The organism is Demetria terragena DSM 11295, from assembly GCF_000376825.1.
Taxonomy (GTDB): Bacteria; Actinomycetota; Actinomycetes; order Actinomycetales; family Dermatophilaceae; genus Demetria; species Demetria terragena.
The window spans coordinates 120,585-147,490 of record NZ_AQXW01000003.1; the positions used below are offsets into that span (position 1 = coordinate 120,585).

The 26,906-nt window shown below is 66.2% G+C and carries 25 protein-coding genes; 18 read left to right on the forward strand and 7 right to left on the reverse strand.

What is annotated here, in order from left to right; genetic code table 11:
* The first annotated feature begins 35 nt into the window (after window positions 1–35).
* The gene (locus F562_RS0102470; protein ID WP_018155338.1) at window positions 36–3,299 is read left to right on the forward strand and encodes a glycosyltransferase; all 3,264 of its coding nucleotides are present in this window, start codon (window positions 36–38) and stop codon (window positions 3,297–3,299) included.
* A complete protein-coding gene (locus F562_RS20015) occupies window positions 3,296–4,786 on the forward strand; it encodes a DUF5719 family protein (protein ID WP_018155339.1) in 1,491 nt (496 codons plus the stop codon). Before F562_RS0102470 ends, F562_RS20015 begins: the two co-directional genes overlap by 4 nt.
* On the opposite strand, the gene F562_RS0102480 is transcribed toward F562_RS20015, so the two are convergent.
* Window positions 4,776–5,618: an SDR family oxidoreductase gene (locus tag F562_RS0102480; RefSeq protein ID WP_018155340.1), complete on the reverse strand. Its 843-nt coding sequence runs from the start codon at window positions 5,616–5,618 to the stop codon at window positions 4,776–4,778. The genes F562_RS20015 and F562_RS0102480 overlap by 11 nt on opposite strands.
* A complete protein-coding gene (locus tag F562_RS0102485) occupies window positions 5,615–5,944 on the reverse strand; it encodes a metallopeptidase family protein (RefSeq protein WP_018155341.1) in 330 nt (109 codons plus the stop codon). The genes F562_RS0102480 and F562_RS0102485 overlap by 4 nt, the downstream gene beginning before the upstream one ends.
* 186 nt (window positions 5,945–6,130) lie before the next feature.
* Here F562_RS0102485 and F562_RS0102490 point away from each other — a divergent pair, with 186 nt between their 5' ends.
* Genes F562_RS0102490 through F562_RS0102515 form a run of 6 tightly spaced genes read left to right on the forward strand, consistent with a single transcriptional unit; the run spans window position 6,131 to window position 11,493 of the window.
* Window positions 6,131–6,538: a DUF3499 domain-containing protein gene (locus F562_RS0102490; RefSeq protein ID WP_018155342.1), complete on the forward strand. Its 408-nt coding sequence runs from the start codon at window positions 6,131–6,133 to the stop codon at window positions 6,536–6,538.
* Between the two features lie 45 nt (window positions 6,539–6,583).
* Window positions 6,584–7,990: a phosphomannomutase/phosphoglucomutase gene (locus F562_RS0102495; RefSeq protein WP_018155343.1), complete on the forward strand. Its 1,407-nt coding sequence runs from the start codon at window positions 6,584–6,586 to the stop codon at window positions 7,988–7,990.
* A gap of 27 nt (window positions 7,991–8,017) precedes the next feature.
* On the forward strand, window positions 8,018–8,218 hold the full coding sequence (locus F562_RS0102500) for a Trm112 family protein (protein ID WP_018155344.1): 201 nt from the start codon (window positions 8,018–8,020) through the stop codon (window positions 8,216–8,218).
* Window position 8,219: 1 nt separating this feature from the next.
* Window positions 8,220–9,389: an SIS domain-containing protein gene (locus F562_RS0102505; protein ID WP_018155345.1), complete on the forward strand. Its 1,170-nt coding sequence runs from the start codon at window positions 8,220–8,222 to the stop codon at window positions 9,387–9,389.
* Window positions 9,390–9,439: 50 nt separating this feature from the next.
* Window positions 9,440–10,234 (forward strand): tryptophan 2,3-dioxygenase, encoded by a 795-nt coding sequence (locus tag F562_RS0102510; RefSeq protein ID WP_245553608.1) that lies wholly within the window; start codon window positions 9,440–9,442, stop codon window positions 10,232–10,234.
* A 20-nt stretch (window positions 10,235–10,254) separates the two neighbouring features.
* Entirely contained in the window at window positions 10,255–11,493 is a 1,239-nt protein-coding gene (locus F562_RS0102515; protein ID WP_018155347.1) for a kynureninase, read from the forward strand.
* On the opposite strand, the gene F562_RS17800 is transcribed toward F562_RS0102515, so the two are convergent.
* Window positions 11,472–12,200, reverse strand: a complete 729-nt coding sequence (locus tag F562_RS17800; protein ID WP_018155348.1) for a C40 family peptidase — start codon at window positions 12,198–12,200, stop codon at window positions 11,472–11,474. The genes F562_RS0102515 and F562_RS17800 overlap by 22 nt on opposite strands.
* Entirely contained in the window at window positions 12,194–13,195 is a 1,002-nt protein-coding gene (locus F562_RS0102525) for an EamA family transporter (RefSeq protein ID WP_018155349.1), read from the reverse strand. Before F562_RS0102525 ends, F562_RS17800 begins: the two co-directional genes overlap by 7 nt.
* 71 nt (window positions 13,196–13,266) lie before the next feature.
* On the opposite strand from F562_RS0102525, the gene F562_RS0102530 reads away from it, so the two are divergent.
* Window positions 13,267–14,151, forward strand: coding sequence for a LysR family transcriptional regulator (locus tag F562_RS0102530; RefSeq protein ID WP_018155350.1), 885 nt, complete (start codon window positions 13,267–13,269; stop codon window positions 14,149–14,151).
* On the opposite strand, the gene F562_RS0102535 is transcribed toward F562_RS0102530, so the two are convergent.
* The gene (locus tag F562_RS0102535) at window positions 14,117–14,599 is read right to left on the reverse strand and encodes a hypothetical protein (RefSeq protein ID WP_018155351.1); all 483 of its coding nucleotides are present in this window, start codon (window positions 14,597–14,599) and stop codon (window positions 14,117–14,119) included. The genes F562_RS0102530 and F562_RS0102535 overlap by 35 nt on opposite strands.
* 57 nt (window positions 14,600–14,656) lie before the next feature.
* Between F562_RS0102535 and mtr the strand changes: the two genes are divergently transcribed.
* Window positions 14,657–16,045 (forward strand): mycothione reductase, encoded by a 1,389-nt coding sequence (mtr, locus tag F562_RS0102540; protein WP_018155352.1) that lies wholly within the window; start codon window positions 14,657–14,659, stop codon window positions 16,043–16,045.
* Window positions 16,046–16,139: 94 nt separating this feature from the next.
* Window positions 16,140–17,078 (forward strand): DUF808 domain-containing protein, encoded by a 939-nt coding sequence (locus tag F562_RS0102545; RefSeq protein ID WP_018155353.1) that lies wholly within the window; start codon window positions 16,140–16,142, stop codon window positions 17,076–17,078.
* Window positions 17,079–17,219: 141 nt separating this feature from the next.
* Here the strand turns inward: F562_RS0102545 and F562_RS0102550 are convergent, their stop codons facing one another.
* Window positions 17,220–18,443 (reverse strand): MFS transporter, encoded by a 1,224-nt coding sequence (locus F562_RS0102550; protein WP_018155354.1) that lies wholly within the window; start codon window positions 18,441–18,443, stop codon window positions 17,220–17,222.
* Between the two features lie 129 nt (window positions 18,444–18,572).
* On the opposite strand from F562_RS0102550, the gene F562_RS0102555 reads away from it, so the two are divergent.
* The 4 genes from F562_RS0102555 to mtrA all read left to right on the forward strand — a co-directional run bounded on the left by F562_RS0102555 (window position 18,573) and on the right by mtrA (window position 22,532).
* Complete coding sequence (locus F562_RS0102555; RefSeq protein ID WP_018155355.1) at window positions 18,573–19,244, forward strand: phosphatidylserine decarboxylase; 672 nt, start codon at window positions 18,573–18,575, stop codon at window positions 19,242–19,244.
* A complete protein-coding gene (gene pssA / locus F562_RS17805) occupies window positions 19,235–20,134 on the forward strand; it encodes a CDP-diacylglycerol--serine O-phosphatidyltransferase (RefSeq protein WP_018155356.1) in 900 nt (299 codons plus the stop codon). Before F562_RS0102555 ends, pssA begins: the two co-directional genes overlap by 10 nt.
* Window positions 20,135–20,262: 128 nt before the next feature.
* On the forward strand, window positions 20,263–21,699 hold the full coding sequence (ahcY, locus tag F562_RS0102565) for an adenosylhomocysteinase (protein WP_018155357.1): 1,437 nt from the start codon (window positions 20,263–20,265) through the stop codon (window positions 21,697–21,699).
* Window positions 21,700–21,854: 155 nt separating this feature from the next.
* On the forward strand, window positions 21,855–22,532 hold the full coding sequence (mtrA, locus tag F562_RS0102570) for an MtrAB system response regulator MtrA (RefSeq protein ID WP_018155358.1): 678 nt from the start codon (window positions 21,855–21,857) through the stop codon (window positions 22,530–22,532).
* On the opposite strand, the gene F562_RS21125 is transcribed toward mtrA, so the two are convergent.
* Window positions 22,529–22,687, reverse strand: a complete 159-nt coding sequence (locus tag F562_RS21125; protein ID WP_245553602.1) for a hypothetical protein — start codon at window positions 22,685–22,687, stop codon at window positions 22,529–22,531. The two genes, mtrA and F562_RS21125, sit on opposite strands and share 4 nt — an antisense overlap.
* On the opposite strand from F562_RS21125, the gene mtrB reads away from it, so the two are divergent.
* Genes mtrB through F562_RS17815 form a run of 3 tightly spaced genes read left to right on the forward strand, consistent with a single transcriptional unit; the run spans window position 22,686 to window position 26,852 of the window.
* Window positions 22,686–24,218 (forward strand): MtrAB system histidine kinase MtrB, encoded by a 1,533-nt coding sequence (gene mtrB, locus F562_RS17810; RefSeq protein WP_245553603.1) that lies wholly within the window; start codon window positions 22,686–22,688, stop codon window positions 24,216–24,218. The two genes, F562_RS21125 and mtrB, sit on opposite strands and share 2 nt — an antisense overlap.
* Complete coding sequence (locus F562_RS0102580) at window positions 24,215–26,044, forward strand: LpqB family beta-propeller domain-containing protein (protein WP_083915434.1); 1,830 nt, start codon at window positions 24,215–24,217, stop codon at window positions 26,042–26,044. The genes mtrB and F562_RS0102580 overlap by 4 nt, the downstream gene beginning before the upstream one ends.
* A complete protein-coding gene (locus F562_RS17815; RefSeq protein ID WP_156822486.1) occupies window positions 26,010–26,852 on the forward strand; it encodes a ComF family protein in 843 nt (280 codons plus the stop codon). Before F562_RS0102580 ends, F562_RS17815 begins: the two co-directional genes overlap by 35 nt.
* Window positions 26,853–26,906 lie beyond the last annotated feature (54 nt).

Here is a 26,906-nt window from a genome sequence, read left to right on the forward strand (position 1 = left end):
TGAGCCACTTCAACGACATCAGCAGGTGAGAGGCGATGGCGATAGCGACAACGCCTCCCGCCGCATCCCCAGACCACACAGCCTGGCGGGCAGAGGTCGATTCCTCCCCGACCCCCGTCACCGTCACGGCCTTGCTGGTGGTCCAGGATCCCAACGATCCGCGGCTCGCCGACACCTTGGGCGCGTTGTCCAGGCAGGTGCAGCGACCCGAACGTCTAGTCGTCATCGACGCGACCCCCGAGCGGGCGATACGTGCCGCGATTGACGCAGGCGCCGGTGATGTCGGTGATGCGGACGCGCCATGGCGCACGGTCTTTCCCGATCTATCCGTTGTCGTGGTGCCGCCAGGCTCCCCGTTCGCTGAGATCGTCGACACGGCGGTTGATGCGTTGCCTGGACCCGGTGAAGACCTGGTCGTCACCAGGCGTCCGCGGGAACGCGCGCGCCAGCGGACCGTACGCGTTCGGGACAAGCGCGAATGGTTTTGGTTGCTCCACGAGGACTCAGCACCCAGCCCAGGGGCCTTGCGCGCCCTCATGCGCGAGGCCGCGCGCTCCGATCGGGTGGGCATCGCCGGGTGCAAGGTCGTCGAGGCTGCACGCCCGACCCATCTCATCAACGTCGGGCTTGGTCTGACCCGGACGGGTCGCCACGTCGGCGCTCACGTCGAAGGCGAACCCGACCAGGGACAGCACGACGAGCGTCGCGACGTTCTGTCGGTCAGCAGCGCAGGCATGTTGATCCGGCGTGATGTCTATTTGACGCTGGGGGGTTTTGACCCGGCTTTCGATGGCGATGGTGACGGTCTCGACCTGTGCTGGCGTACTCACCTCTTGGGCTTTCAGGTGGTGGTGATTCCGACCGCTCGAGTGCAGCAGGCGCTGGTCGAGGACAACGCCGATAAGCCTGGTGAACATCGCCCTGGGCGGGGCGATGTTGACCGCCCGCGACCGCGTTCGGGCCGAACACTGCGTCGCCACCGTCAGGTGGCGTTGGCGCGATGTTCGCTCATCGCGCTGCCCTTTGCGGCGCTGTGGGTGGCCCTGAGCAGCGTGTTTGTCGCTGTCGTCATGCTGCTGCTCAAGCGTCCGCGTCGGGCCGTGGCCGAAGCAGCACAGGCCACCGCACCGCTGGGTGTCGGCAAGATCGTGAGCGCCCGGCGCCGGTTCCGTGGTCGGGGCGAGACGCGGCGGCGCCACCTTGAGGCACTGTTTATTCCTACGAGCATCGCGATCCGCGATGCATGGGACGCCGTACTCGTGGCGCTCACACCCGAACCCGATCTCGACAGCCCGCCCCGCACCGTGAGCGCCGATCGGCGCAGTCTGACGGCGCGCGCGCTGACTAACCCCGGTCTGTGGCTGACCCTGGCCCTGACGGTTGCTGCTGTGGTGCGGTGGCGACCGCTTCTTGGGTCGGGGGTCGTCCGCGGCTCTGCCGATGGCCTGAGCGGCGGCCAACTCTTGCCCTTCGGCACGGATGCCGAGGGCATCTGGCGGCTGTGGCGGGATCATTGGAGTGGCCCTGGTCTGGGTGCGATGAACCCCGAGCAGCCCTTCCTCCCCGTTCTCGCATTCTTGGCCCGCGTCGCGGAGATACTCCCGTGGGTGGAGGACTCCACCTCCGGAGCCACCGTGGTGGCGTGGGTGCTCATTGGCGCCATTCCAGCGTCGGGACTCGCCGCCTATCTGGCCGGCCGCGCGGCGACGAAGGCGCCGTGGCCTCGTGCTGTTGCTGGTCTGGTGTGGGCCGGTTTGGCGACGGTCACGACCGCCAGTGCCCAGGGGCGACTCGGCCCGGTCGTCGCACACATCCTGATCCCGCTCGTGCTCGCCGGAACGCTGACCGTGGCCCGTCGGAAGGCTGGTGCACCGAGCACCTTCGGCACGGTGTTCGTTGCTGCCGTCTTGGGCGCCTTCGCGCCCTTGGCCCTGATCCTGACGTCCTTCATCGCCCTTGGCGTCGTGCTGCTGGGACAGGGCTGGGCGCGCGGTCGTGGGGCGCTGGTGCTGGTGGGCCCTTGGCTGTTGCTCGGACCGTGGACCTTCGTGCGCGCAGTGGAGGAGCCTCGGGCGCTCCTTGCCGGCCCGGGTGCCCTCACGTCGGTGAGCGCACCCGAAGGGTGGCAGTTAGCTTTGGCGCACCCTGGTGGCCCCGGCTCGTACGTCACCTGGTGGACGGCCCCGTTCTTGGCGCTTGGAGTCCTGGCCCTTCTTGTTCCCGCGCGGGGACAGGCGCGGGCGATGGCCGGGTTGGCCCTGGCTGCGCTGCTAGGCCTTGCCGCCGCACTCGCCGCCCCACACATCACCGTGACCGCCCTCGATGGAGTTGACCGGATGCCCTGGGCGGGCGTCCCGCTCGATGTCATGGCGGCGGCGCTGCTGGGTCTTGGCTTGCTTGTGGTCGGTCCAACATTCCGTCGCCCACTCGTGGAGCGCTCGGCGTGGGCGCATGCCTCGCTGGCTGTCCTTTTGGTCCTGACGGGTGTCGGGGCCGCGGCGGTCATCGGGGTGCCCGCCTGGCAACAGCCGGTGCGGTCGATGGCGGAGGCGACACCACCCACGCCAGGGGTCGCCGCGCACCTGGCGCACGGCTCGCGCGCGACCCGGATGCTCACCCTTAATGTGAGCGAGAGCGGCGCGGTGACCTATCGCTTGGACGGCCGTGAGCGGGGCGCGCCCGCACGCGATCTTGACGTCCCGCGGCGCTCGGATCGTCTCATCGAGTCAACGGTGCAAAGCATCCTCGCTGCTGGGGCGAGCGGCGATGCTGCCGTGCCAACCCAACTGGGCCAGTTGGCGGTGGGTTTCATCGGCGTGACCGGACCTGGCGACCGTACCGTGGTGACGACGGCGCTCGCGGGCACCGACGGGTTGTCGCCCATGGCCAGCAGTTCGGCGAATTCGCTGTGGCGAGTGCAGCCGACGAGCCAGGGAGAATCCGTCCCGGTGTCGCGCTTGAGCATTACGCGCGGTGATGAGTTGCTCGCGGCGGTGCCCATGGACGACCCCAATGCCCGTACGTCGCAGTCGATTTCGGATGGCCCCGCAGGTCGGATCTTGCAGATTGCCGAGGCACCAGGTTGGGGCTGGGATGCCACCGTGACGCTCAACGGTGCGGCCCTGGAGCGCCTGCCGGGCGCGACGCCGAGATATGCGCTTCCCGCTCAAGGCGGCCAACTCGAAGTCGCACCGGCGACGGCATTTCCCACCTGGCGGTGGGCCCAAGGCGCCGCGCTTGCCGCCTGTGTTTTCCTGGCGATTCCGTTCGGTAACGCCCGATCACGGAGGCGCGCATGACCAGCGGGATGGGACGGTTCGTGGCCCGCGCCGCGCGCGCGGTCGCATTCGCTGGTGCGGGCGTTGGCCTGGTATGGGGCGCGGGTCAGGTCGACGGTGGCCTTGACCTGGCGCAAGCCAGCGATACACCTCCCGCGCGGTCCGATGTGGCCACAGTCGGCCGTTCTGAGTTGGTCTGCCCCGGTCCGGACCGCCCGGGGGTCCCGGGGGTCCCGGACCCTCAGCAGACCGCGACGATCATCACCGGCAGTGCGCCGCCGTCCCTGTTGGAGAGCGAGCCCAAGGGCGAGGGCAGCGCCACGGCAACGACCTTGCCTGGGGCGCAGCGAGTGCCGGGTGTGATCGCGACGCGCGGTGGCACGCGGCCAGTGCGGATCGATGGTCCGGCGGGCATCGACCTGTCCGCCAAGGGTGCTTTGGCTCCGGGACTATCCGCGCTCCAAGTGGGTGTCGAACAGGCGGCCTCAGTCAAGGGACTCACGATGCTGCCGTGCGCTGCGCCCGTGTCCACGTCCTATCTTTTGGCGGGTGGCGCAGCGGCCGGACAGGCAGAACGCATCGTGCTCACCAACCCGGCGCCCAACCCGGCGCAGGTCACGCTGTCGGTGCTCGGAACGTCGGGGCGCCAGCAGGTCGTGGTGCCATCGCGATCACGCAAGGTGGTGGTCTTGGGCAGTATCGATGACACGGCCAAGGCGCCGGTGGTACGCGTCTCCGCGCCGCGCGGTCCGGTTGCGGCTGCGATGGTCGAGTCGAGGTTCGCGGGAGCAGTTGCGCGTGGCACCGAAGCCGTGGGGCCAGCTCAGGCCCCAGCTCGCACCCAGGTCATTCCGTCCCTGGTGAAGTCCGAAAAGGGTGACGCCGGTGTGCGCGTTGGCGTCCCCGGCGGCCGCGATGCCGTCGTGCGTTTGTCAGTGATCGGCCCGGAAGGCGCGGATGTTCCTGACGATGTCGTCCGGACCGTTCGCGCAGGGTCGAGCGCCGATATCGGAATCCCGTCCCTACCGCCCGGCAACTACGCAATACGGGTGAGCAGCGATGAGCCGGTAGTGACCGCTGGGCGTTCGCGTCAGGTCGCCTCGCAGTCATCTCCCACCGATGTGCTGTGGAGCCCGGCAACTGCTCCGATGACAGGCCTCGGGGGCCTTCCGGTACCCAAAACTCCCGGCGGGAAGGCCACCCTCGTGCTGGCCGCTCCAGGAAACCAGGACGTCTCAGCGAAGGTGTCCACGGTCACGACCAGCGGCGACGTCAAGTCCGTCACGGTCGCCCTGGTTGCGGGCCAGACCCGCACTATGGCGGTGGACTCAGCGGCCTCGGTGTGGGTCGAGCCCCAGGCCAAACCGGTGTCGGCCGCCTTGGTCGTCAACGGTATGGACGGCAAGCAGCCATTGCTCTCTGGTGCACCTCTACCCGTTGCCCCGATGGCTACTGGCTCAACAGCTGCACCGGTACGCCCAGCGGACCAGGCCGGCGCTACCGACTGATGCCCTGTTGGGCTAACCACTCGGCGTAGGTCAGTCCGCCGCGCTCAGCGGTCGGTCCAGGCAGATTCGATCCGCGCGCGAAGGCACTCAGCACGCCGCCCACGGCTGGAATCGGGACGATGCGCGGTCTGGCTTGACCGCGGACCCTAGCCGTCAAGACCGCCACCTCGCGTGCAGTCAACGTCTCTGGTCCAGCGATCTCCACGGGTGTTTCTCGTGGGTCGGAGAGCGCGACGTCGACCGCGCGTACGGCCACATGCGCAGGGTCGACGCTCGCGAACCGCAGTCCGCGTACCCCAAGGCCAAGCCCTAGCGGACCGACCCGTGCGTGGGTGAGTTGTTCGACGAGCGAATGGAATTGGGTCGCTCGCAGGATCGTGTGTGGACCCGCCCAACCTGTCACGACCGTCTCGGCGGCGACCTTGGCTTGGTAGTACTTCAGCGGGTTGGCACTGGCGCCGACAATGCTCACCAGCACCAGGTGCGCGGTGGGAGTGTGCGCGCTCAGCGCCTCGGTTAGTCGCTGGGTGCCCGCGACGTCGATGGCGCTGGCATGGGCGGGGTCTGTGGCGCAGTGGATGATGGCTTGGACGCCCGTGACGGCTTCGCGCAGACCCGCGCCGGTCCCCAGATCGCCGGTGACCCAGGTGGTGGCGCCGTCAGTGGGCTCCGGTTGATTCGACCGGGTGAGGACGCGCGCGGGGACTTGAGATCGATGCAATTCGGCGACGACCTGACGGCCGAGTGTTCCGGAACCGCCCGTCACCAGGACGGGTTCGGCGTCGACGGCATATCCCTCAACCCACGACGGGGTGTCCGTGGCCTTGCTCACGGGCCGTCCTCGAGGTCGTCCGGATTGATGCCTAGCAAGGTCGCGACTTGCTCGGCGACGACAGCCTGGACGAGCATCCGGAGTTCGTCCTCGCCAGCCGCTCTGCTCGCCACCGGGCGGCGGTAGACCACCAACCGGGGGGCGGTACGTCCTTCGGCAGGGAATAGCCGACCGAGGGGGATAGCCGATTCCCACGCAGCGGGGTCACTGGGCGGTATGTCCTCGACAGCGACTTCGAGTTGTTGAAGAGACTGCCCGACACGATGCTCGACACGTTCGAGGGCATCGAGCACGAGTTCATCGAAGCCATCTCTTCGAGTGCGCATTGCGGGCACGCGGGGCCACGCCAACGGTCCGCGTGGTCCGCGCCCGTGGCGGTCGCGACGTCCGCGTCGGGTCGCAGCCGGCGCTGCGGGGGAGCGCCGAGGAGGATGCACCCCACCAGCCTAGTTCGGGCGGTGCACGGCGTGGCCGTACGTCGGCTGTCACCGTGCTGGCCTACCCTCAGGCCCGTGACTAGCGCTGTAGCCCGCACCCGTACCTGCTCCCGAGCGGCCTGCGGTGCTGCTGCTGTTGCGACGCTGACCTACGTTTACGCCGACCAGACGGCAGTCTTGGGCCCGCTGGCCACCTTCGCTGAGCCGCACACCTATGACCTGTGCAGCACGCATGCCACCCGGCTCACCGCACCGCGCGGGTGGGACGTCGTGAAGTTGGCGGTGGATTTGAGCGAGCCCTCTCCGTCCGAGGACGACCTGTCAGCGTTGGCCGACGCGGTCCGCGCCGCGGGCACCGCCGAACGTCAGCCAACCCCGGCGCCAGCCGCACGGCCCGACCCAGCAGCCCAGGAGGCTGCGACCGAGGAACTTCTCGCCGGATCGGGGCGACGGCGCCACCTTCGCCTGCTGCCAGAGGACTAGGACCGGCGCCCGGCGCCCGCGGAAGCCCACATAAGGTCGAATGCTGTGAGTGATCAGCCCCGCCTGGACGACTTCGTCAAGGCCTACGACGTGCGCGGACTTGTCCCGGCGCAACTCAACCCTGAGGTGGCTCGTGCGCTGGGCACGGCCTATGCGCGCGTCGTGGTCCGCGCCGAGGGCGGCTCCGGACTAGTCGTCGGGCACGACATGCGAGAGAGCTCTCCCAGCCTGTCCTACGCCTTCGCGGAGGGGGCCGCAGCTGAGGGCGTGGACGTCACGCTCATCGGCTTGTGCTCGACCGACGGGCTCTATTACGCCAGTGGCGCCCTTGACCTGGCGGGAGCGATGTTCACTGCGTCGCACAACCCAGCCCGCTACAACGGCATCAAGCTGTGCCGTCCGGGGGCACGTCCGGTCAGCATGGACTCCGGCTTAGCGCAGGTCCGCGATCTGGCGCAGAGCCTCCTGGATCAGGGCGGTGCTGATTCCATCCACGCGCCCGGGAACCTCACGCAGCGCGATGTGCTCGGCGACTACGCCGCGTTCCTGCGGGGTTTGGTCGACCTCTCGGCGACGCGGCCCGTGGCGGTGGTGGTCGATGCAGGCAACGGCATGGCGGGGCATACCGCCCCGGCCGTGTTTGACCCGCTGCCACTGCAGGTCTCCCCGCTCTACTTTGAGCTCGACGGCACCTTCCCGAACCACGAAGCTAACCCGCTCGAGCCAGAGAACCTGCGGGACCTGCAAGCGGCGGTACGCGAGCGCGGCGCAGACCTTGGCCTCGCGTTCGACGGGGACGCCGATCGCTGCTTCGTGGTCGATGAACGCGGCGAACCGGTGAGCCCGTCGGCAATCACCGCGCTGATCGCGACCCGCGAAATTGCCCGGGCTCGCGCGGCGGGGGAGCGCGACGTGGCCGTCGTCCACAGCCTGATTTCTTCACTAGCCGTTCCCGAGATCATCGCCGAGCGCGGCGGCCGTCCCGTCCGGACCCGCGTGGGGCATTCCTACATCAAGGCCGAGATGGCCAGTGCTGACGCGGTGTTCGGCGGGGAGCACTCGGCGCACTACTACTTCCGTGATTTTTGGTTTGCCGACAGCGGCATGTTGGCTGCCCTCCACGTGCTGGCGGCACTCGGGGAGTCTGGCGGCACGCTGTCGGAGTTGATGGCCGGCTACGAGCGCTATGTCGCCTCCGGCGAGATCAACTCGACCGTGGCTGACGTCCCGGCTGCGGTCGACCGGGTGCGTGCCTGGGCGCGTAGTCAGGGTGAGCTCGTCGTGGATGAGTTGGACGGTTTGACCCTCACCCATCCCACCACCCCGACGTGGTGGTTGAACCTGCGCTCCAGCAATACCGAGCCGCTTCTTCGGCTTAACGTTGAGGCCGATAATGCTGAGACACTGGCGCAGGTGCGGGACGCGGCACTGGGCGCGGTCCGAGCGTCCTGAATCATTCCGATCTACAAGGAGATCCGCATGAGCACGATTGAGCCCTGGTTGCGGGAAATCCTGCGCTGCCCGGTGACCCAGCAGGAACTGGTCGATGGGACAGGTCCAGACGGTCAGGCTGAGTTGCAGGCTCGCGAAGCCGACGCAGACGGGGTGCGGCGGGCTTATCGCATCGAGGATGGCATTCCCGTGCTGTTGGCCGAGGAAGCCCGGATCATTCAGGACTGACGTGCCGCACATCGAAGAATCCATCCTGGACGATGCCGACCTGCTCGCCCGCCGGGACTCTCAAGGCACGCTGCGAGCCCTCGCCACTGCGGGGGCGCAGGTCCGCGAGGCCATCGTCTTAGCCGAGGAGGCGGGGGTCGAGCGCGTTGCGTGGGGTGAACGCCCGCGGTCGGTGTTGGTGGGTGCCCTCGGAGGATCGGCCATTGTCGGCGACATCCTCGACTTGCTCGCCGAGCCCGGCTCGCCCGTCCCGGTGACCGCGCGCCGCGACCTCCCGCTTCCCGGATGGGTCGGCCCACTCGACCTGGTCGTCGCGGTCTCCTTGTCAGGTAGGGCACCTGGCCCGCTGGCACTGGCCGCCGAAGCTGCCCGTCGCGGGTGCGCCCTCTTGACCGTGGGCGCTGAAGACTCACCCCTTGCGGACGTGTGCCACCGGGCGCGCGGCGTCCATATCGGCATCGGGCGCGGCCGTCAGTCGAGCCGAACGTCGCTCTGGACGTTGCTGGCCCCGGTGCTGCTCGCGGCCGGACAGCTGCGACTCGTCGATGTCGATGCCGAGGTCATGTCGGCCGTGGCCGATCGTCTCGACGACCAAGCCGAGCAATGTCGTCCAGCATCCGAGGCCTTCCTCAATCCTGCCAAGAACGGCGCGCTGGTTCTTGCCGAGACCGTGCCGATGACCCTGGGCGATAACGCCCTATCTGGTGTGGCGGCCCGACGGGCCGGAAACATGCTGGCGCGCACGGCGCGGATCCCGGCCACCTCAGGCGAACTCCCGCACGCCGCCTCACAGGTTGTGGCGTGCTTCGACGGACCCTTCACGGCAGGTGGTGGCAGTGGTGCTCCCGCCGCAGGGATCTTTGCCGACCCCTTCCTCGATGCGCCCGCGCAGCCCAAGTTGGGGTTGTTGATGCTGCGGGACCAGCCGGAAGCGTCCGCGGCGCAGGAACAGGCGCAGGGCTTGGCCGACGCGCTGCTGGAAACAGCCAGAGAAGCCGGCGTTCGCGTGGTCGAGCAGCGTGCCGAACCAGGGCACAGCGTCGTGCGGCTGGCCGAACTGATGGCGGCGGGAGACTATTTGTCGACCTATCTCGCGTTGGGCCTCGGCGTGGACCCATCGGTCTCCCCGCATATTGCGACGCTGCGTGACCGGACTCGGGGCGCACGGTGAGCCCGGAACGGCCACTGGAAGATGGCGTACGCCGTGACTTCCGCCAGGCGATGTCCTACGGCGACTACCTGGGGCTGGACCGACTGCTGAGCGCGCAGACTCCGCTGGCCGAGCCGCCCCAGCACGATGAGTTGCTCTTCATCATCCAGCACCAGACTAGTGAACTCTGGCTCAAACTGGTGCTGCACGAGTTGCGGGCGGCACGGGAGAACTTTCGTGCCGGACGGCTCGCGGATGCGCTCAAGCAACTCGCCCGGGTGAAGCACATCCAGGCGACGTTGACCGAGCAGTGGTCCGTGCTGGCGACGCTCACACCGAGCGAATATGCCCAGTTCCGAGACTTTCTCGCGACTTCGTCAGGATTTCAGAGCTACCAATACCGCGCGGTCGAGTTCTTGCTCGGCAACAAGAACGCCCGGATGATCCCGGTCTTCGACCACGATCCACCAGCGCAGCGGACGCTGCAGGAGTTGCTGGACGAGCCGAGTCTTTACGACGAGTTCATTGCCCTCTTGGCCAGTCGCGGGTTCGATGTTCCCGCCGAATTGCTTGATCGGGACTGGTCGCTGTCCCGCGAACCGCACGACGGCCTCATCGCTGTCATGCACCAGATCTATGCCGACCCGCACGCCCATTGGGACGCTTATGAGACGTGCGAGGAGCTCGTGGATCTGGAGGACAACTTTCAGTTGTGGCGCTTCCGACACCTCAAGACGGTCGAACGCATCATCGGCACGGCACCCGGAACCGGGGGTAGCAGTGGTGTGCCGTTCCTCCGAAAAGCGTTGGAGCAGAGCTTCTTTCCCGAGTTGTACGCGGTGCGCGGGCAGATCGCCCAAGGCTGAAGGACCATCGAGGAGTGACGATGACCGACTTTCGCGCGCTTGCAGCGACGCTGGACGCTACCGACTCGTTGGCGGGATATCGGGCGGAGTTCGTCCCGGCACACGAAGGCCGTCTGCGCGCCTACCTCGACGGCAACTCGTTGGGGCGGCCCTTGACTCGGACTGCGCCGGCGCTCGCCGACGTGGTCGCCGGGTCATGGGGGAGCGAGCTGATTCGGTCCTGGACAGAAGGCGACCAGCCGTGGATGGGCTGGCCAGAACGCGTCGGTGACGAGGTCGCCGCCGCGGCCCTGGGCGCGGCCAAGGGACAAACAGTCGTAGCCGATTCGACCACTGTGCTGCTTTATAAACTAGCGCGCGCCGCCGTTGATGCAGCGGCGGCCGGGCGCGACGAGATTGTCCTTGACACCGACAATTTTCCGACGGATCGCTATGTCCTGGAAGGGATTGCGGCCGAAAGAGGATGCACGCTGCGTTGGATTGAGACCGACCCCGGGGCCGGAGTAACTGCTGAGCAGGTGACTGCCGTGGTGGGGGAGCGCACCGCTCTGGTGGTGATGAGCCATGTCGCCTATCGGTCAGGCTGGTTGGCCGACGCCGCTGAGATCACCCGCCTGGTGCACGAGGCTGGAGGCTTCATGCTGTGGGACCTGTGCCACTCGGCCGGATCGGTGCCCGTCGAACTCGACGCGTGGGGTACGGATCTGGCGGTCGGGTGCACCTACAAGTACCTCAACGGTGGGCCGGGTTCGCCTGCCTTCGGCTACGTCCGCGCCGATCTGCAGGAGCGCCTTCGGCAGCCGATTCAGGGGTGGATGGGGCGCGCGGATCCGTTCACCATGGGGCCTGGTTATCGTCCGGCGCCAGGCATCCGATCGGTCGTATCCGGCACGCCGCCAATCCTGGGAATGGTGCCGATCAGAGTCGGCGTTGAGCAGTTGACCAGAGCCGGTATTGATGCCGTCCGGGAGAAGTCAATTGCCTTGACCTCGTTGGCGATTGAGGTCGTTGACTCGTGGCCGTCGGAGTGGGGCGTGCGTGTCGCCTCGCCGCGCGATGCTGCGCGACGAGGCGGACACGTGACGATCGTTCACCCGGACTTTGAGTCGATCATCCGCGACCTGTGGGCCGACGGTGTGATCCCGGACTATCGGGACCCACACGGACTGCGACTCGGGCTGGCCCCGCTGTCGACGTCGTACGCCGAGGTGGTCGATGCACTCGAGGTGCTCGCGGACTACTTGATGACGCGGAAGTAGCGAGCGGACTTGCCTTCGTAGGAGTAGACGTTGCGTTGCGCCACCTTCCCCTTGCTGCGCGCGGCGTCGATCAACTGGCCATTGCCGATGTAGATGCCCACGTGGGTCTTGCCGGTCCACCAGATGAGGTCACCGGCCTTGCGGTTGCCAGCTGACACCTCGGTGAGGCCCTGGTGCTGGGAGGTCGACTTGCGCGCGAGCGTGATGCCGACCTGCTTGTAGGCCATCTGGGTGAGGCCAGAGCAGTCCCAGGTGCTGGAGCCTTCGGCGCCGTACACGTACTTTTCACCGAGTTGCGCCTTGGCAAAGCTGATGACCTTGTTGACCTTCTCGTCACGGCTTGAGGTGCTACCGGAGTCCCCGCCGGTCTTTGACACGAGCTTGGCCCAGGTGCTGCTGCCGACCACTCCGTCCGAGGTCAAGCCGTTCTTGCTCTGGAAATCGCGTACGGCCTTGTCTGTGCTGGATCCGAAGACGCCGTCGACCTTGAGGCCGTAGCCCAGGATGTTGAGGCGGCACTGGGCTTCTTTGACCGAGTCGATTCCACGGAAGCCTTTGTCAATCTTGACCCGTGCGGATTTCACGCAGTCGGCGGCCTGCGCCGGCCCAGCGGCGGCGACCGTGGCGGCGCCAAGGCCGCCCATCGAGAGAGCCGCGACTGCGGCGAGTGAGCTGACCTTGGCGGTGAGGCGCTGTGATTTCAACATGGTTGTCTCCTTCGTGCGGCGCGCTGTCCGGTGCGGAGGCGCTGCTCTGTGGTTGGTGAATCAACAGTCACCTGAGCGGGGTCGAAGTACCACGGAGAAGTCAAAGAGCCGAAATGTCCGGGTTGTACGGGTTCGGTCGCTGTTCTGGTGCGAGAGGTCAGCAGGACTCCACTGACCACGACCACGCAGCCCAGTAGTTCGATGGTGTTCGCCGTCTCGCCCAGGACAATCCAGGCGCTCGTGAGTCCAACGACAGGGACGAGCATCGAGTACGGGGCGACGGTGCTCGCCGGGTGCCGGGACATCAGCCAGGTCCAGATTCCACTACCGGCGACGCTCCCCAGGAGGCAGGTGTAGAGCAGGCCCGCCCAGGCAGCCCAGGCGTCCCCTGATCCCAGCAAGGAGTCCGTGATGCGCGCCGGCCCCTCGACCAGCAGGGCAAGCGCCAGCATGGGAAGCGGGGGGACCACGGTCATCCAGAGGGTCAGGTGGAGCGGTTTGGCTGGCTGAGCGAGCTTGCTGGAGATGTTGCCAAGCGCCCAGCCGAAGGCTGCGCACACGGTGAGAAGAAACGGCAGCCAACTGGCGCCGCCGAGGTGTTGGGAACCGACAATGCCAAGTCCGGCGACGGCGATCACAATGCCGACGGCACGCTGCGCAGACAGGCGCTCGCCGATCAGGAGCCCGAGCAGAACGGTGAACGGGGCAGAGCTCTGCAGGACGAGCGAGGCGAGGCCGGCGGGCATTCCTGCGTCCATAGCGGCATACAGGAAGGCAAACTGCAGGACGCCGAAGCCCATGCCATAGCCGATGAGGTAGCGCAGCGGCACCCTTGGGCGGGGAACCAAAATGATTGTGGGGATCGCGATGAGCGTCCATCGGAGCGCGACGAGGAAGAAGGGTGGGAACTGCTCGAGGGAGTAGTGAATGGCCAGAAAGTTCAATCCCCAGAAGATGGCGACAAGGCCAGCGAGGAGGCGGTGACGGATCGGCATGTCTCGATCTTGCGACCTAGAAGTACAAAGGTCTAGCGAATGTTTCTTGACTTATTACTTAGGCTAACTTCATGGACGCGAAGCACCTGACCTTGCTGCGTGAACTGCGTGACCGCGGGAGTGTGGCCGCAGTTGCGACCGCGACGTACCGCACCCCTTCGGCGATCTCGCAGCAGTTGCGCACCGCGGAACGTGACCTCGGTGTGCGATTAGTTGAGCCACAGGGGCGCGGCATACGCCTCACGGACGAGGCGGAGCTTCTCGCCGAGGCGGCGTTAGACGTCGAATCTGCCATTGCGACAGCACAATCCACGCTTGACGAGTTCCGAGGAGAGGTTTCCGGGGAGGTGAGTGTCGCTGGACTGCCGAGTGCATTGGAGTACGTCGCGCCAGGAGTTTTGGTCGCACTGCGCGAACTGCCAATCACCGTACGTTTCGATGATCTCGACGTGACTGAGGAGCGCTTCGAGCAGCTCGCCGACGACTACGACATTGTCGTGGCTCATTCGATGCATTCGAGCCTGTCGCGCCGCCGGGGACTAGTCGTGCGAACAGTCGTCCGTGAGCCGCTCGACATCGCGGTGGCTGTCAGTCACCGGTGGGGCCGGCGCCGCACGATTCGAGCCAACGATGTGATGGGCGAGCGGTGGATCGCCCCGCCGCCCGGCTATCCCTTTCGCACGCTGCTGGAGGGGATGGAACGGATGACCGGCCAGCAAGCCAACGTCGTGCAGGAGGTGCGCGACAACCGTACGGTCGAAGCGCTGGTCGCGGCAGGCGTGGGAATTGCCCTGCTGGCGAGGTTTACGACGAGTCAGAACCCGGAGCTGAATCTGCTCCACCTGCGCGATGTCAACTCCGCACGCCACGTGTTCGTCATGGCGCGCCGAGACCGGGCCGCTCGAGTCGCGGTACGCCGGGTCATGGACGAGCTGATCGCGGCGGCTCCGGCGTAAGGGCGCTCACCACCGTGTCGGGGTCCTGCACGCTGACGCCGAGCCGACCACCGTCATGAACGATGGTGACCATCGGGCCGCCGAGGCGTACCGCTCGGCGGCCTCGTCCTTCCCATCGATAGCCGTAACCGAAGCCGTATCCATCAACCTGGTCGCGCGGCAGCACTTCGGTGATGGTGGCGCGGGGGATCCGAGTGGTGGTCGGCCAGTACGCGACGACGACGTCCTCCGCGACCAGGCATACCCGCACTGGGACGGACATCAAGTGCCAGCCGACGAGGAGCACGGGCAAGAGCAGAAGAGTGACCAGACCCACCTCGAGCACGCTGGCGCCCGAACCGACAACGATCCCGAAGGTGAGCCCGAGGCACAGGACAAGGAGCGTGAGACCAAGCACGCGCAAGAAGCGGTGTGGGTAGACAGTCGACAGGAGATGCTCGCCGGTCATGAAACGTGAGTCTAAGGCGAGTGAACGCCGTCAGCGCCGCGCCGTAGTGTTTCGGTTGTGACCCACTACGACCTCGTGATCATCGGTACCGGCTCCGGCAACTCCCTCGTGACACCCGACTTCAACGACAAGCGGGTTGCGGTCATTGAGAAGGGGCTGTTTGGTGGCACCTGCCTCAATGTCGGGTGCATTCCGACCAAGATGTTCGTCTATGCCGCTGAGGTGGCGACCGCCATCCGGGGCGCCTCTCGCTATGGCGTCGATGCCAGCCTCGATCAGGTGCGCTGGGCTGATATCCGGGACCGCGTTTTTGGCCGCATTGACCCGATCGCCGCCGGTGGCAAGAACTACCGCGTCTCAGGCGGGGATGCGCAAAACACCACGGCCTATCTCGGGACGGCCACGTTCACCGGTCCTCGCGAACTATCCGTCGAGGTGGACGGCGTCACCGAGCAGGTCACCGGCGATCAGGTGGTCATCGCGACCGGCTCCTATGCCACGGTTCCTCCGGTTGTTGAAGCCTCCGGCGTGGCTTATGAGACCAGCGACACCGTCATGCGGCTGGACGCGTTGCCGGCCTCGATGGTGATCCTCGGCGGTGGCTTCATCGCCACGGAATTCGCCCATGTGTTCTCCTCGCTGGGTGTCGAGGTGACCATCGTCAACCGTGGGGCGCAGTTGTTGCGCAAGGAAGACACCGAGATCTCCGAGGCGTTCACCCAGATCGCTCAGGACACCTGGGACGTACGGCTCAACCGCACCGTGTCCACTCTCGCGTCAGACGACCGCGGCGTGCACCTCACGTTGGATGACGGCACTACCGCTGACGGGGAGGTCCTGCTCGTGGCCACTGGCCGTGCACCCGCCACGGCCGATCTCGGCCTCGACCTGGCGGGGGTAGAACGCCACGACGACGGACGGGTACGCGTCGATGAGTTCGGCCGTACCAACGCCGAGGGCGTGTGGTCGCTCGGAGACGCCTCCAACGCCTACCAGCTCAAGCACGTGGCCAACGCCGAGGCGCGCGCGATCGCGCACAACCTCACCCACCCCGATGATCTGCGCGAGTTGAACCATCGTCATGTCCCCGCCGGAGTCTTCACTCACCCGCAAATCGCGTCCGTCGGGATGACTGAGGAGCAGGCGCGCGAAGCCGGGCACGACGTCACGGTCAAGACGCAGGCCTACGGCGACACGGCATACGGCTGGGCCATGGAAGACACCACCAGCCTGTGCAAGCTGGTCGCCGACCGCGCCACCGGACAGCTTCTGGGAGCCCACATCATGGGACCCAACGCGACGACCGTCATTCAGCCGGTCATTCAGGCGATGAACTTTGGGTTGAGTGCTGCTGACATGGCGCGGGGCCAATACTGGATCCACCCCGCGATGATCGAAGTGCTGGAGAACGCACTGCTCGGGCTGGACGTGCCGCACGGCGAGTGATCCGGGAACGTCCGGTGCGCTCGGTACGCTTGAGGTCAGGGGGAGAATTCTTCCACCTGCCTGACCCCGTCCACCCGAAGATGAGGAACTGCTGATGGCCAGCGGCTTGTTCGCCCTGTTCGATGATGTTGCCGTGCTCGCGAAGGCTGCTGCGGCATCCATCGACGACATCGGCGCCGCAACAGGAAAGGCCAGCGCCAAGGCGGCTGGTGTGATCGTGGACGACACAGCGGTGACGCCGCGCTACGTCCAGGGCCTGGCTGCCGAGCGTGAGCTGCCGATTATCAAGAAGATCGCCATCGGTTCGCTGCGCAACAAGTTGCTGTTCATCCTCCCGGCTGCGTTGCTACTCAGTCAGTTCCTGCCCTGGGCGCTGACCCCGCTGCTGATGCTGGGCGGCACCTACCTGTGCTTTGAGGGCGCCGAGAAGATCTGGGAACACTTCTCCGGTCACGCGAAGGAGGAGCAGGCCCCTGGAGAGGTTGACGAGAAGACCATCGTCAGCAACGCGGTCCGTACCGACTTCATTCTCTCGGCAGAGATCATGGTTATTTCGCTGAACGAGGTCGCCAACGAGCCGTTCGTCATGCGCGCGATCATCTTGATTGTGGTGGCATTTTTCATCACGGTGTTGGTGTACGGCGTAGTCGGACTCATCGTGAAAATGGACGACATCGGCCTACACCTTGCGCAGGGCGGGGCATCGTTCAAGCAGAAGTTCGGCAACGGGCTGGTGGCCTTCATGCCCAAACTGCTGTCGGCGCTGTCGCTCATCGGCGTCGCCGCCATGATCTGGGTCGGTGGGCACATCCTGCTGGTGGGCACCGACGATTTGGGCTGGCACGGGCTGTACGACTTGGTGCACCACCTTGAAGAGGGAGTCCACGGCATCGCAGGTGTCGGCGGCATCCTGGCATGGATCGTCAACACCCTGTGCTCGGCGGTGATCGGCCTGATCGTCGGAGGGATCGTCGTGGCCGTGATGCACCTGATTCCGCGGAAGGACAAGGACGCAGAGGCGCACGCCGCGTGACCACCCGGCTGGCTGACCTCCGACATCGCACGGGAGTTCCGTCCTCGTTGGTGAATTGTTCACTGGGTGGTGCGCTACTTCGCGCCAACCAGTGAAGAACCCGCCATCCTGGGCGACCGGCGTCAGTGTGTGGTGCGACGATCAGGTCGTTTCCGTGAAGGCTCCAAGGCGGGCCTCACGAAATGGGCTGTGCCACAAGCCGATCGCCGCAGCAGCAAAGAGCCCGGCCGCAACAACCAGCATCGCCGAGACACCAGTCTGTGTGGCGAGCACGCCCACGACCGGAGCGACGACCACCACGACCGCCCGGTTCATGGAACGCATCGTGGTGTTGGTGCGTGCCTGCAACTCATCAGGGGTAAGCAACTGTCGGTACGCCATCTCATGGGAGTTGCTGGCACCCATGGCAAAGCCATGCATGGTCTGTCCGAGCCCGAGGAGCGCGAGTGTCCCGGCGGGCGGGAAGGCCTGGGCGCAGACCATGGCGGCCACACCACCCGCGCTGAGCAGATGGACGCCAATGACCGTACGGCCACTGCCAAAGCGGCGACCGAGCGCGGGCGAGGTGAGTGCACCCAGCAGCGCCCCGACGCCCGCGCCCGCCGTCACGAGCGCGAAGGTCAACGGCGACAAACCGAGTGATTCGAGCAGGTAGACCGCGAGGACCGCGCCCAGCGTCGCCTGACCGGCGAACCACACGTGGGTCCAGATCGCGAGGTGGAACAGCACTCCGCCCCGATAGACCCAGCGGAGTCCAGCCGCGATCTCCGCCCGCAGGTTGCGGTCCTGCGCAGGTGGCGGTGCTGGCTCAGGCACGCGGATCATGGCGACTGCGGCTGCCGAGAACAGGGCCGAGGCAGCGGTGGCGATGAGAGCGATCGGGGCCGCGACCACCGTCACGATGAGACCGGCCAGCGAGGGGCCAGCGACTTCGGAGACCGCGCTCGTGCCGTCGAGTCGTGAATGCGCAGGCTGAAGGTGCTCCCGCGAGACCAGTCGCGGAAGGAAGGAAAGAGACGCTGCATCGTTGACCAGGGTCACCAGTGCGGTCAGCGCGACCAGCGCCAGCACCAGGGGCAGGGAGAGCGCATCAAGCCACCACGCGAGGGGTATCAGCACGGTCAGGCCTGCTCGGGCGAGGTCAGATCCAATCATGACCGGGCGCCGGGCGTACCGATCGACGAGGGCGCCGATCAAGAGCCCGAAGAGCAAGTACGGCAGCCAGCGAGCGGCGCTGAGCAGTCCGGTCCCCACTGATCCGGCCTGCAGGGTCGTCACCACGATCACCTGGAGGATGACAAAGGAGATCCAGCTTCCGAGTCCGGACACGGCTTCGCCCGCCCAGAACCAGCGGAAGGGAGACACGCCTGCATCCTCCCTCACGAACGGGCGCCTCCGACCAGCCCAGGTAACTACTCACCAGGCCTCGCCTGTGAGCATGACGAGGTCTAAGCCGCTACGGTTGCGGAACCTGACCGCACCCGGAGACCACACATGCCTTTCCTGCCCCCGATCGATCGGGAGGCCGCGCTGCCCGCGGCACTTGGCGCGACACCTGCTGCCGTCGCGCTGTTGGCCGGTCGACGCCGTACCGCCACCGCGCTGCTTGCGCTCCCGGCCGCCCTGGCGTTGTTCTTCCGAGACCCGGAGCGCTCTGCGGATGTCGCGGAGGTCCCGGTCGATGAGGTACGCGCACCGGCCGACGGGCGCGTGATGTATGTCGGCCCGGTGCAACCCGAGGTCGCCGTAGGGCTCGACCCTGAGGTCGACTGGCAGCAGGTCAGCATCTTCCTGTCGGTCTTCAACGTTCACATCAACCGCGCGCCGTATGCCGGTGTCGTGGAGTCAGTGTCCTACCGCCCGGGCAACTGGCACGCCGCCTATCGCTATGAGAGCGCGTTCGAAAATGAGCGCTCCGACATCGTGGTGTCGCGCTCCGTGGCTGGCCAGCAGCGCCGGTACGTCGTTCGCCAGATCGTCGGTTTGCTGGCTCGACGGGTCGTCACCCGAATCGAGGCGGGCGACACGCTGGCAACGGGCGAGCGCATTGGTCTGATGAAGTTCGGTTCGCGAATGGATGTCTTCCTTCCGCCAGAGGTCGAACTGTCGGTTGGCCAGGGCGCGCGGGTGGTTGCCGGTGAGTCGGTGATCGCACGATGGAAGTAAACGAACGCCGGACCACCAAGCGGGTCCTCGATCATTGGCGCCTGGAGTCGCACTCTGGTGCGGAAGTCGTCTCGCTACGCCAACTGAGCACCAGGGAAAAGTGCCGGGTCACCGCCCCGAGCGTGTTGACGACGGGCAACATGGCGTGCGGCTTCTCGGCGCTGCTCCTGGCGATGAATGAGCACCCCGTTGCCGCAGCGGCGTTGATCGTCGGCGCGATCGTCCTCGACATCGCCGACGGTGCAGTGGCCCGCGCCGTGGGCGCGACCTCGCCGTTCGGCGTCCAGATGGACTCACTAGCCGACCTGATCTCATTCGGCGTGGCACCTGCTCTGATCGTCTACACCTGGGTTCTTCCCGAGTGGCCTGTGATCGCCTGGCTCGGCGCGTTCGTCTGGTTGGCGTGCGCGGCGTTCCGGCTGGCGAGATTCAACTTCACCGTCGACCCGACGGCAGACAAGCGCTATTTCGTGGGTTTGCCGAGTCCCGGCGCCGCCGCCGTCGTGGCCGCCACGGTCTTCGCGCTCAGTGATCCAGACATCACTGGTCCAGACTTTCGGGCCGGCCCGGCCATCTTGCTCCCGGCCGTGATCAGCCTGGTGCCCGCCTTCTTGATGGTGAGCACGATCCGCTTCCGGTCCTTCCGGGATCTGATCTCCCCGAAGACCACGCAAACCCGAGTCATCACCGGGCTCTCGCTCGTCGCTGTGCTGATCGGGTTGGTCATCGCGCCAGCCACGACCGCCTTAATCCTGGCCTACCTCTATGTCCTGACCGCCCCGCTGGGCGTGCTGACCGCGCCGCTGCGCCGCCAGATCTTCGGGCCGGAGTCCATCGCGCCGCCGCGCCGTCGCCAGCAGTCGGTGTTCCTGCCGGTTCAAGACGACTGACACACCAGGCACGGGGCGCCGCGAACGGTGGTGGGCGGCGCTATCCTGACAAGGCCGGCGTGGGCGATAACCCGCGGATGGCCCAGAGGGGCGCGCCGAGCCAACCGAAGCGCAAGGAGTTTGACCATATGTCGTTCGACTACAACGTCCGCGATCTGAGCCTGGCCGAGGCTGGCCGCCACCAGTTGCGGCTCGCCGAGCACGAAATGCCCGGTCTGATGTCAATCCGTGAAGAGTTTTCCGCGAGCCAGCCGCTGAAGGGCGCAAGGATCGCCGGCTCGCTGCACATGACCGTTCAGACCGCGGTGCTGATCGAGACGCTCACCGCGCTGGGAGCGGAGGTTCGCTGGGCCTCCTGCAACATTTACTCCACTCAGGACGAGGCTGCTGCGGCCGCAGTCGTCGGCCCGGACGGCACCGCTCAGGACCCCAAGGGTGCGCCGGTATTCGCCTGGAAGGGCGAGACCCTCGATGAGTACTGGGACTGCACCAACCAGATCCTGACCTGGCCGAATGGCGAAGGCCCCAACATGATCCTGGACGACGGTGGCGACGCCACCATGCTCGTCCACAAGGGCCGTGAGTGGGAGCAGGCTGGCCAGGTGCCACCGACCACTGAAGAGGACTCCGAGGAGTTCCAGGTCTTCAAGGCCCTGGTGCGCAAGAGCCTCGCTGAGGACCCGCAGAAGTGGACCCGAATCTCTGAAGGCATCAAGGGCGTCACCGAGGAGACCACCACTGGGGTGCACCGCCTTTATGAGCTGGCAAAGACCGGCGAGCTGTTGTTCCCCGCCATTAACGTCAACGACTCGGTCACCAAGTCCAAGTTCGACAACAAGTACGGCTGCCGGCACAGCCTGGTGGACGGACTCAACCGCGCCACCGACGTCCTCATCGGCGGCAAGGTTGCCGTGGTCTGTGGCTACGGCGACGTCGGCAAGGGCTGCGCGGAGTCCCTCGCTGGTCAGGGCGCTCGCGTCATCGTGACCGAGGTCGACCCGATCTGTGCGCTGCAGGCTGCAATGGAGGGCTTCCAGGTCGCGCGACTCGACGATGTTGTCGGCATCGCCGATATCTTCGTCACGACGACCGGCTGCTTCGACGTCATCACCGCCGAGCACATGTCGAAGATGAAGAACAAGGCAATCGTGTCCAACATCGGTCACTTCGACAATGAGATCGACATGGCCGGGCTGGCCAAGCTCTCGGGCATCGAGAAGGTCGAAATCAAGCCACAGGTGCACGAGTGGACATTCGCCGATGGCCACAGCATCATCGTGCTGTCCGAGGGGCGTCTGATGAACCTCGGCAACGCCACGGGTCACCCCAGCTTCGTGATGTCGAACTCGTTCGCCAACCAGACGATCGCTCAGATCGAACTGTTCACCAAGCCCGACGAGTACGACAAGCAGGTCTACGTGTTGCCCAAGCACCTCGACGAGAAGGTCGCCCGGCTGCACCTGGCTGCGCTTGGCGTCGAACTCACCGAGCTGACCAAGGAGCAGGCTGAGTACCTCGGCGTTGACGTGGCCGGGCCGTACAAGCCCGAGCACTATCGCTACTGAGTCGACCTGACCTCGACTCACCACACGGCCCGGGACACGCGCACCGCAGCGAGTGTCCCGGGCCGCGGTGTGCGCGTCGAGGGCATGGAATGTTGCGCGCCGTGTGAAGATACTCCGAGAGCCGAATGATCTGATGCCTGATGGGAGGCTGTCGCGTGAAGGGTCGAGTACTCGTCGTTGATGACGACCCGGCATTGTCGGAGATGTTGGGCATCATCCTGCATAACGAAGGCCTTGAGGTCGCCAACTGCGCCGATGGGGCCGCTGCCGTTCAGGCTTTCCGGGACAGCAAACCCGATGTGGTGCTGCTCGATGTGATGCTTCCCGGGATCGATGGTGTCGAGGTGTGTCGGCGCATCCGCGTGGAATCCGTGACCCCGATCATCATGTTGACCGCGCGCACCGACACCGTTGATGTCGTGCTCGGCCTGGAGTCGGGCGCAGACGACTACATCAGCAAGCCGTTCAAACCCCAAGAACTCGTGGCCCGCGTACGCGCTCGGTTGCGCCGCGGGGACGAGCCTGACCCGGAGCGGTTGACGATCGCCGACCTTTCCATCGACGTCGCTGGGCACAGTGTCACCCGCGATGGCAAGCAAATCTCGTTGACTCCCTTGGAGTTTGACCTGCTCGTGGCCTTAGCCAGAAAGCCCTGGCAGGTCTTCACCCGCGAGGTCCTACTGGAGCAGGTGTGGGGATACCGGCACGCCGGTGATACACGTCTGGTCAACGTGCACGTACAGCGGCTGCGCTCCAAGGTAGAGATCGATCCCGAGCACCCCGAGGTTGTCCTGACCGTCCGCGGCGTCGGATATAAAGCAGGTCCGAGCTAGTCGATGGTCACGGCCCAGACCGAGCCCTTGGCCCGCCCGGAGCCGACGGGCACTGAACGGGCCCGGTCGTCACGGGTGCGTGCTGGCCGCTCGTTGCGCAGCGCCATGTCGACGCTACTGCGGCCCTGGCGACGCTCCTTGCACCTGCGGGTCATGACCATCACCGCCTTACTCGGAATGGTGGTCACGTTCGCGCTCGGCGCCTTCATGTACGAGCGCATCTCCGACGGGTTGGTGTCGGCCAAAGTTGAGTCGGCGACGGTGGATGCTTCGGTTCGTCGCGCGGACGCTCAGGACTCGTTCTCGCAGGTGGACAAAACCGACACCAGCACCTTGCAGCAGACCTCGAAAGACATTGTGTCGGACCTGTCCTCAGTCGATGACCTCTCGCGAGGCGCAATCCTGCAGCGGGCGATCGACAACCCCACCCAAGCCGTACCTCCCACTGGGTCCCGGGGGATGGCCACGGAGGTGATCCCCAACGACCTTCGGCGTGCTTTGGCGAGAGACCCGGAACACCAACAGACCACATACATCGAGGTGCCGGGGCGCGATGGATCCTGGGTGCCGGCGGTCCTGGTGGGCTCGCGCCTTGAGGTACCCAACGCGGGCGCCTACGACCTCTATCTGATCTATCCGATGGCGCAAGAAGTCGAGACGATCTCGATCATTCGGCAGTCCTTCGTTTTTGGTGGGTTCGCGCTCGTGGTCATTCTGGCGGGCCTGGCCTACATGGTGACCCGCATGGTGGTGACGCCCGTACGCCAAGCGCGCCACGTCGCCGAACGGCTCTCGGCCGGAGCGCTCAACGAGCGGATGCACGTCGCCGGGGAGGATGACCTGGCACGACTGGCGAACTCGTTCAACACGATGGCGGGAAATCTGCAGAAGCAGATCCGTCAGTTGGAGGAGCTGTCGGTGGTGCAGCAGCGGTTTACCAGCGACGTCTCCCACGAACTACGCACCCCGCTCACCACGATTCGGATGGCCGCGGACCTGCTTTATACCAGCCGAGAGGATTTCCCCGCGCCCACGGCACGCTCAGCCGAGCTGCTGAACAAAGAGCTCGATCGTTTCGAGTCGCTGCTGGCCGACCTGTTGGAGATCAGCCGATTCGATGCTGGCGCGGCCAACCTCGACCGCACCAGTACCGACCTGAGCGATCTGGTTCGCCAGGTCGTCGACGCCTACTCGCCGCTTGCCGAGCGTTTGGGAACCCGAGTGACGGTTGATGCCCCGACGGTCTGCATCGCGGAGATGGACGTACGCCGAGTCGAGCGCATCGTGCGCAACCTGGTCACCAACGCCATCGAGCACAGCGAGGGAAAGCCGATCAAGGTCACGGTGCGTGCCGGGGAAAGCGCTGTGGCAGTGGCGGTTCGGGACCACGGCGTCGGTATGTCACCCACGGAAATGGCTCAGGTCTTTACCCGGTTCTGGCGCGCCGACCCCGCCCGCGCCCGCACCACGGGAGGCACCGGACTCGGGCTGTCGATCGCGTTGGAAGACGCGCGTCTGCACGCCGGGTGGCTCCAAGCGTGGGGGGAGCCCGGTGAAGGCTCGTGCTTCCGGTTGACGCTGCCGTTGGCTGAGGGTGAGCCCATCCGTCGTTCGCCAGTCCGGTTGCTTGACGACAGCGACCAGACCGGACCGATCGTGATCCCTGAAGAGGTGCGTCTGCGATGAGGTCATGGTTACTCGCCGCGGTGCTCCTGCTTGTCGGTGCTCTCCTGCTCTCCGGCTGTTCCGGTCTGCCAACCGATGGCGTTCCGCAGACGGGGCGGGCGGTCGACAACCAGGACAGTCGACCCGGTGTCGTGCAGCAGCCAGAGCCGCCGGAGCCAGGAACACCGATGGAGGCCGTTGCCGAGGGTTTCCTGCGAGCGCACATCGGCGCAGCGGAAGGGTTCAGCACCGCTCGAGAGTTCCTCGGCGGCAGCGCGAAGAAGGACTGGGATCCCGACCAGCGCATCCTGCTACTAGACAGCAGCAACCTCGATACTCGTCGTGCCGCGGGGTCCAGGATCGTGGTCAGCGCGACGGCGGTCGGTGAAGTTGATGCGACCGGTCATCTCACCGAATTCCCTAACCTGCAGCGGCGCCGGCTGGATCTGGAACTGAAGCAGATTGATGGTGAGTGGCGAGTCACCTCAGTGCCGGGAGACCTCGGCATTTGGTTGGGCGTCGCGGATTTCCGCCGAAACTACGCGCCACACAGTGTCTACTTCGCGGCCCGCCGAGGGTTGGCGCCGGCCACTGCACTCGTCCCAGATCGTCGGTGGTACCCCGAGAGTGGTCTGGCCACGGCGTTGGCGCGAGCGGTCATCGGACCACCGCCAGCCTGGTTGTCCAAGACCGTACGCCGCCCTGTTCCAGCCTCCACCCGGCTGCAGCCCAGAACGGTGTCCGTCTCCAGTCGGACCGAGACCGCGACAGTCACCCTGTCCCGAGAGGCACTCGAGGCGAGTCCGGAAGATCGCAAGGCACTCTGGGCGGTGATGCTGGAAACTCTCGGGCAGGTCCCTGACGTGACGCGCGTCGACATTCGGGTCGGCAAGTCAACGCTGCAGACGGCTGGAATCGGGGGCGAGCGCTCCGTTCAGAAGTTGGGGTATGCCAGCCCGACAGGTCCGAAGGGTCCGATGGTGATCCGAGAGGGCAATCGCCTTCAATGGCTCACCACCGTGAACAAGAACGCGGACCGGGGCCGCCCCAACGATCAACGGTCCGACTTGGACAGTCTGCCCGTGCTTTCCGGTGGGTGGTCTGACATTGCCGTCGACGTTCATGGACGGGAGGTGGCCGCCATCTCGGGGGATAAGAAGCAAGTGGGTCGGTGGATCGGTGGTCGGCTGACCGATCTGCCCTCGTTCGGGACGCAGTTGGTCCGCCCGTCCTTTGATGATCAGCGCAGTCTTTGGGTAGCAGGCCGGGCGACCATCCCACCTGAGGGCTCAAAGGACGCCTCCGCGGACCGCGCCAAGGAGGAGGGCGCGCCGGCAATCTGGACGATCGACACGCGTACCTCAGTGAGTCAGGCAAAGCCGGTGCGTGTTGCGGCACCGTGGTTGGGCTCGCGCCGCGTGCTGTCGATCTCGGTATCGCCCGGCGGGCATCGAGTGGCCTTGGTGGTCGAGAACCGCACGGGACGAAGCAGTGTGCTGTTGTCGGGCGTGGTCAGGAACGAGAGCGGTGCCGTCAGCAGTCTCGCGACACCTGTGGAAGCCAATCCGTCTGTGCAGGAACCCACTTCGGTGACCTGGACGACGCCTGACACGTTGGCCGTGATCGGAAAGTCCGCCACCACGGCCGATGAGCAACCCCTCGTGGTGCCGCTGGGCGGCCTGGCCGAGTTGCTCGGACCGATTGCTGGCGCGACGCAAGTTGTGGGCAGTTCGATTCCGCAAGACAGGGTCTTCGTGGTGACTGACCGCCCGTCGATCGTGCACCGGTTGGGGCGCTCGTGGGATCGCCTCGGTGTCGTCGAAGATATCGCTGCACCCGCTGGCTGATCGTCCACAGGACCTAAGAGCCGCAGGCGTCCGTCCACACCGTGACGCCCGCACCTGGACGCCCGCGTCCTACTGCGGTGGCCTGAGTGGTGTGCTCGGAGTTGTCGCAGACCTCATGGCGCCCGTCATCTGTGCCGGCTGCGGTATGCGGGGGCTAGACCTGTGCCCCGGGTGCCGGGCCGCGCTGCGCCGGGTCGCGCGAGGAGACTCCAAGCCGACCTGCCCAACGCCTGCACCAGACATGATGCCGAGAGCCTGGGCGCTGACCGAGTATGCCGGGACCGTTCGCCAGGTGATCGTCGCCCATAAGGACGAGGGACGCGTTGCCATGGCGACGGAGCTGGCGTGCTTATGGCGGGCCGCCTTGGCAGGCGCGGTGGCGGACGACCCCGTCCTGGCGAGCGCTATCGTCAACCGTCGTGTGCTGGTGATCCCCATCCCGTCGCGGCCTGCCTCGCTGCGCGAGCGTGGCCGCGATCCGTGGCGGGAAGTGTTGAAGGTCGCGCTTGCTCCCGAGCCGCGGCTGCAGCTCAACCCGATCCTTGCAGTACGCCGCCGGGTCGTCGACCAGGCCGGATTGAGCGCATCTGAGCGGATCGTCAACCTCACCGGAGCCATGGGTGCGCGGGGGAGGCCCGACCTCACCGGGTGGCTGTGCGTACTGGCTGACGACGTCCTGACGACGGGGGCGACACTGTCCGAAGCCGCACGGGTCGTCCGCGGGCTTGGGGCAGTAGACCTGCGCGCCATTGTGATCGCCGCGACGGTCAGGAACGGATCACAGAGACATCACATGAACAATCCATAGACGTTGCCAAACGCGTGGACTAACGTGTTGTCATGGAGCCAATCTCTCTGGGAG

What these genes read in the sequence shown, in the direction of transcription:
- F562_RS0102470 (WP_018155338.1), top strand. Translation starts at nt 36, where the DNA reads ATGGCGATAGCGACAACGCCTCCCGCCGCATCCCCAGACCACACAGCC.
- F562_RS20015 (WP_018155339.1), top strand. Translation starts at nt 3,296, where the DNA reads ATGACCAGCGGGATGGGACGGTTCGTGGCCCGCGCCGCGCGCGCGGTC.
- F562_RS0102485 (WP_018155341.1), bottom strand. Translation starts at nt 5,944, where the DNA reads ATGCGCACTCGAAGAGATGGCTTCGATGAACTCGTGCTCGATGCCCTC.
- F562_RS0102500 (WP_018155344.1), top strand. Translation starts at nt 8,018, where the DNA reads ATGAGCACGATTGAGCCCTGGTTGCGGGAAATCCTGCGCTGCCCGGTG.
- F562_RS0102510 (WP_245553608.1), top strand. Translation starts at nt 9,440, where the DNA reads ATGTCCTACGGCGACTACCTGGGGCTGGACCGACTGCTGAGCGCGCAG.
- F562_RS0102515 (WP_018155347.1), top strand. Translation starts at nt 10,255, where the DNA reads ATGACCGACTTTCGCGCGCTTGCAGCGACGCTGGACGCTACCGACTCG.
- F562_RS17800 (WP_018155348.1), bottom strand. Translation starts at nt 12,200, where the DNA reads ATGTTGAAATCACAGCGCCTCACCGCCAAGGTCAGCTCACTCGCCGCA.
- F562_RS0102525 (WP_018155349.1), bottom strand. Translation starts at nt 13,195, where the DNA reads ATGCCGATCCGTCACCGCCTCCTCGCTGGCCTTGTCGCCATCTTCTGG.
- F562_RS0102530 (WP_018155350.1), top strand. Translation starts at nt 13,267, where the DNA reads ATGGACGCGAAGCACCTGACCTTGCTGCGTGAACTGCGTGACCGCGGG.
- F562_RS0102535 (WP_018155351.1), bottom strand. Translation starts at nt 14,599, where the DNA reads ATGACCGGCGAGCATCTCCTGTCGACTGTCTACCCACACCGCTTCTTG.
- F562_RS0102545 (WP_018155353.1), top strand. Translation starts at nt 16,140, where the DNA reads ATGGCCAGCGGCTTGTTCGCCCTGTTCGATGATGTTGCCGTGCTCGCG.
- F562_RS0102555 (WP_018155355.1), top strand. Translation starts at nt 18,573, where the DNA reads ATGCCTTTCCTGCCCCCGATCGATCGGGAGGCCGCGCTGCCCGCGGCA.
- pssA (WP_018155356.1), top strand. Translation starts at nt 19,235, where the DNA reads ATGGAAGTAAACGAACGCCGGACCACCAAGCGGGTCCTCGATCATTGG.
- ahcY (WP_018155357.1), top strand. Translation starts at nt 20,263, where the DNA reads ATGTCGTTCGACTACAACGTCCGCGATCTGAGCCTGGCCGAGGCTGGC.
- mtrB (WP_245553603.1), top strand. Translation starts at nt 22,686, where the DNA reads ATGACCATCACCGCCTTACTCGGAATGGTGGTCACGTTCGCGCTCGGC.
- F562_RS21125 (WP_245553602.1), bottom strand. Translation starts at nt 22,687, where the DNA reads ATGACCCGCAGGTGCAAGGAGCGTCGCCAGGGCCGCAGTAGCGTCGAC.
- F562_RS0102580 (WP_083915434.1), top strand. Translation starts at nt 24,215, where the DNA reads ATGAGGTCATGGTTACTCGCCGCGGTGCTCCTGCTTGTCGGTGCTCTC.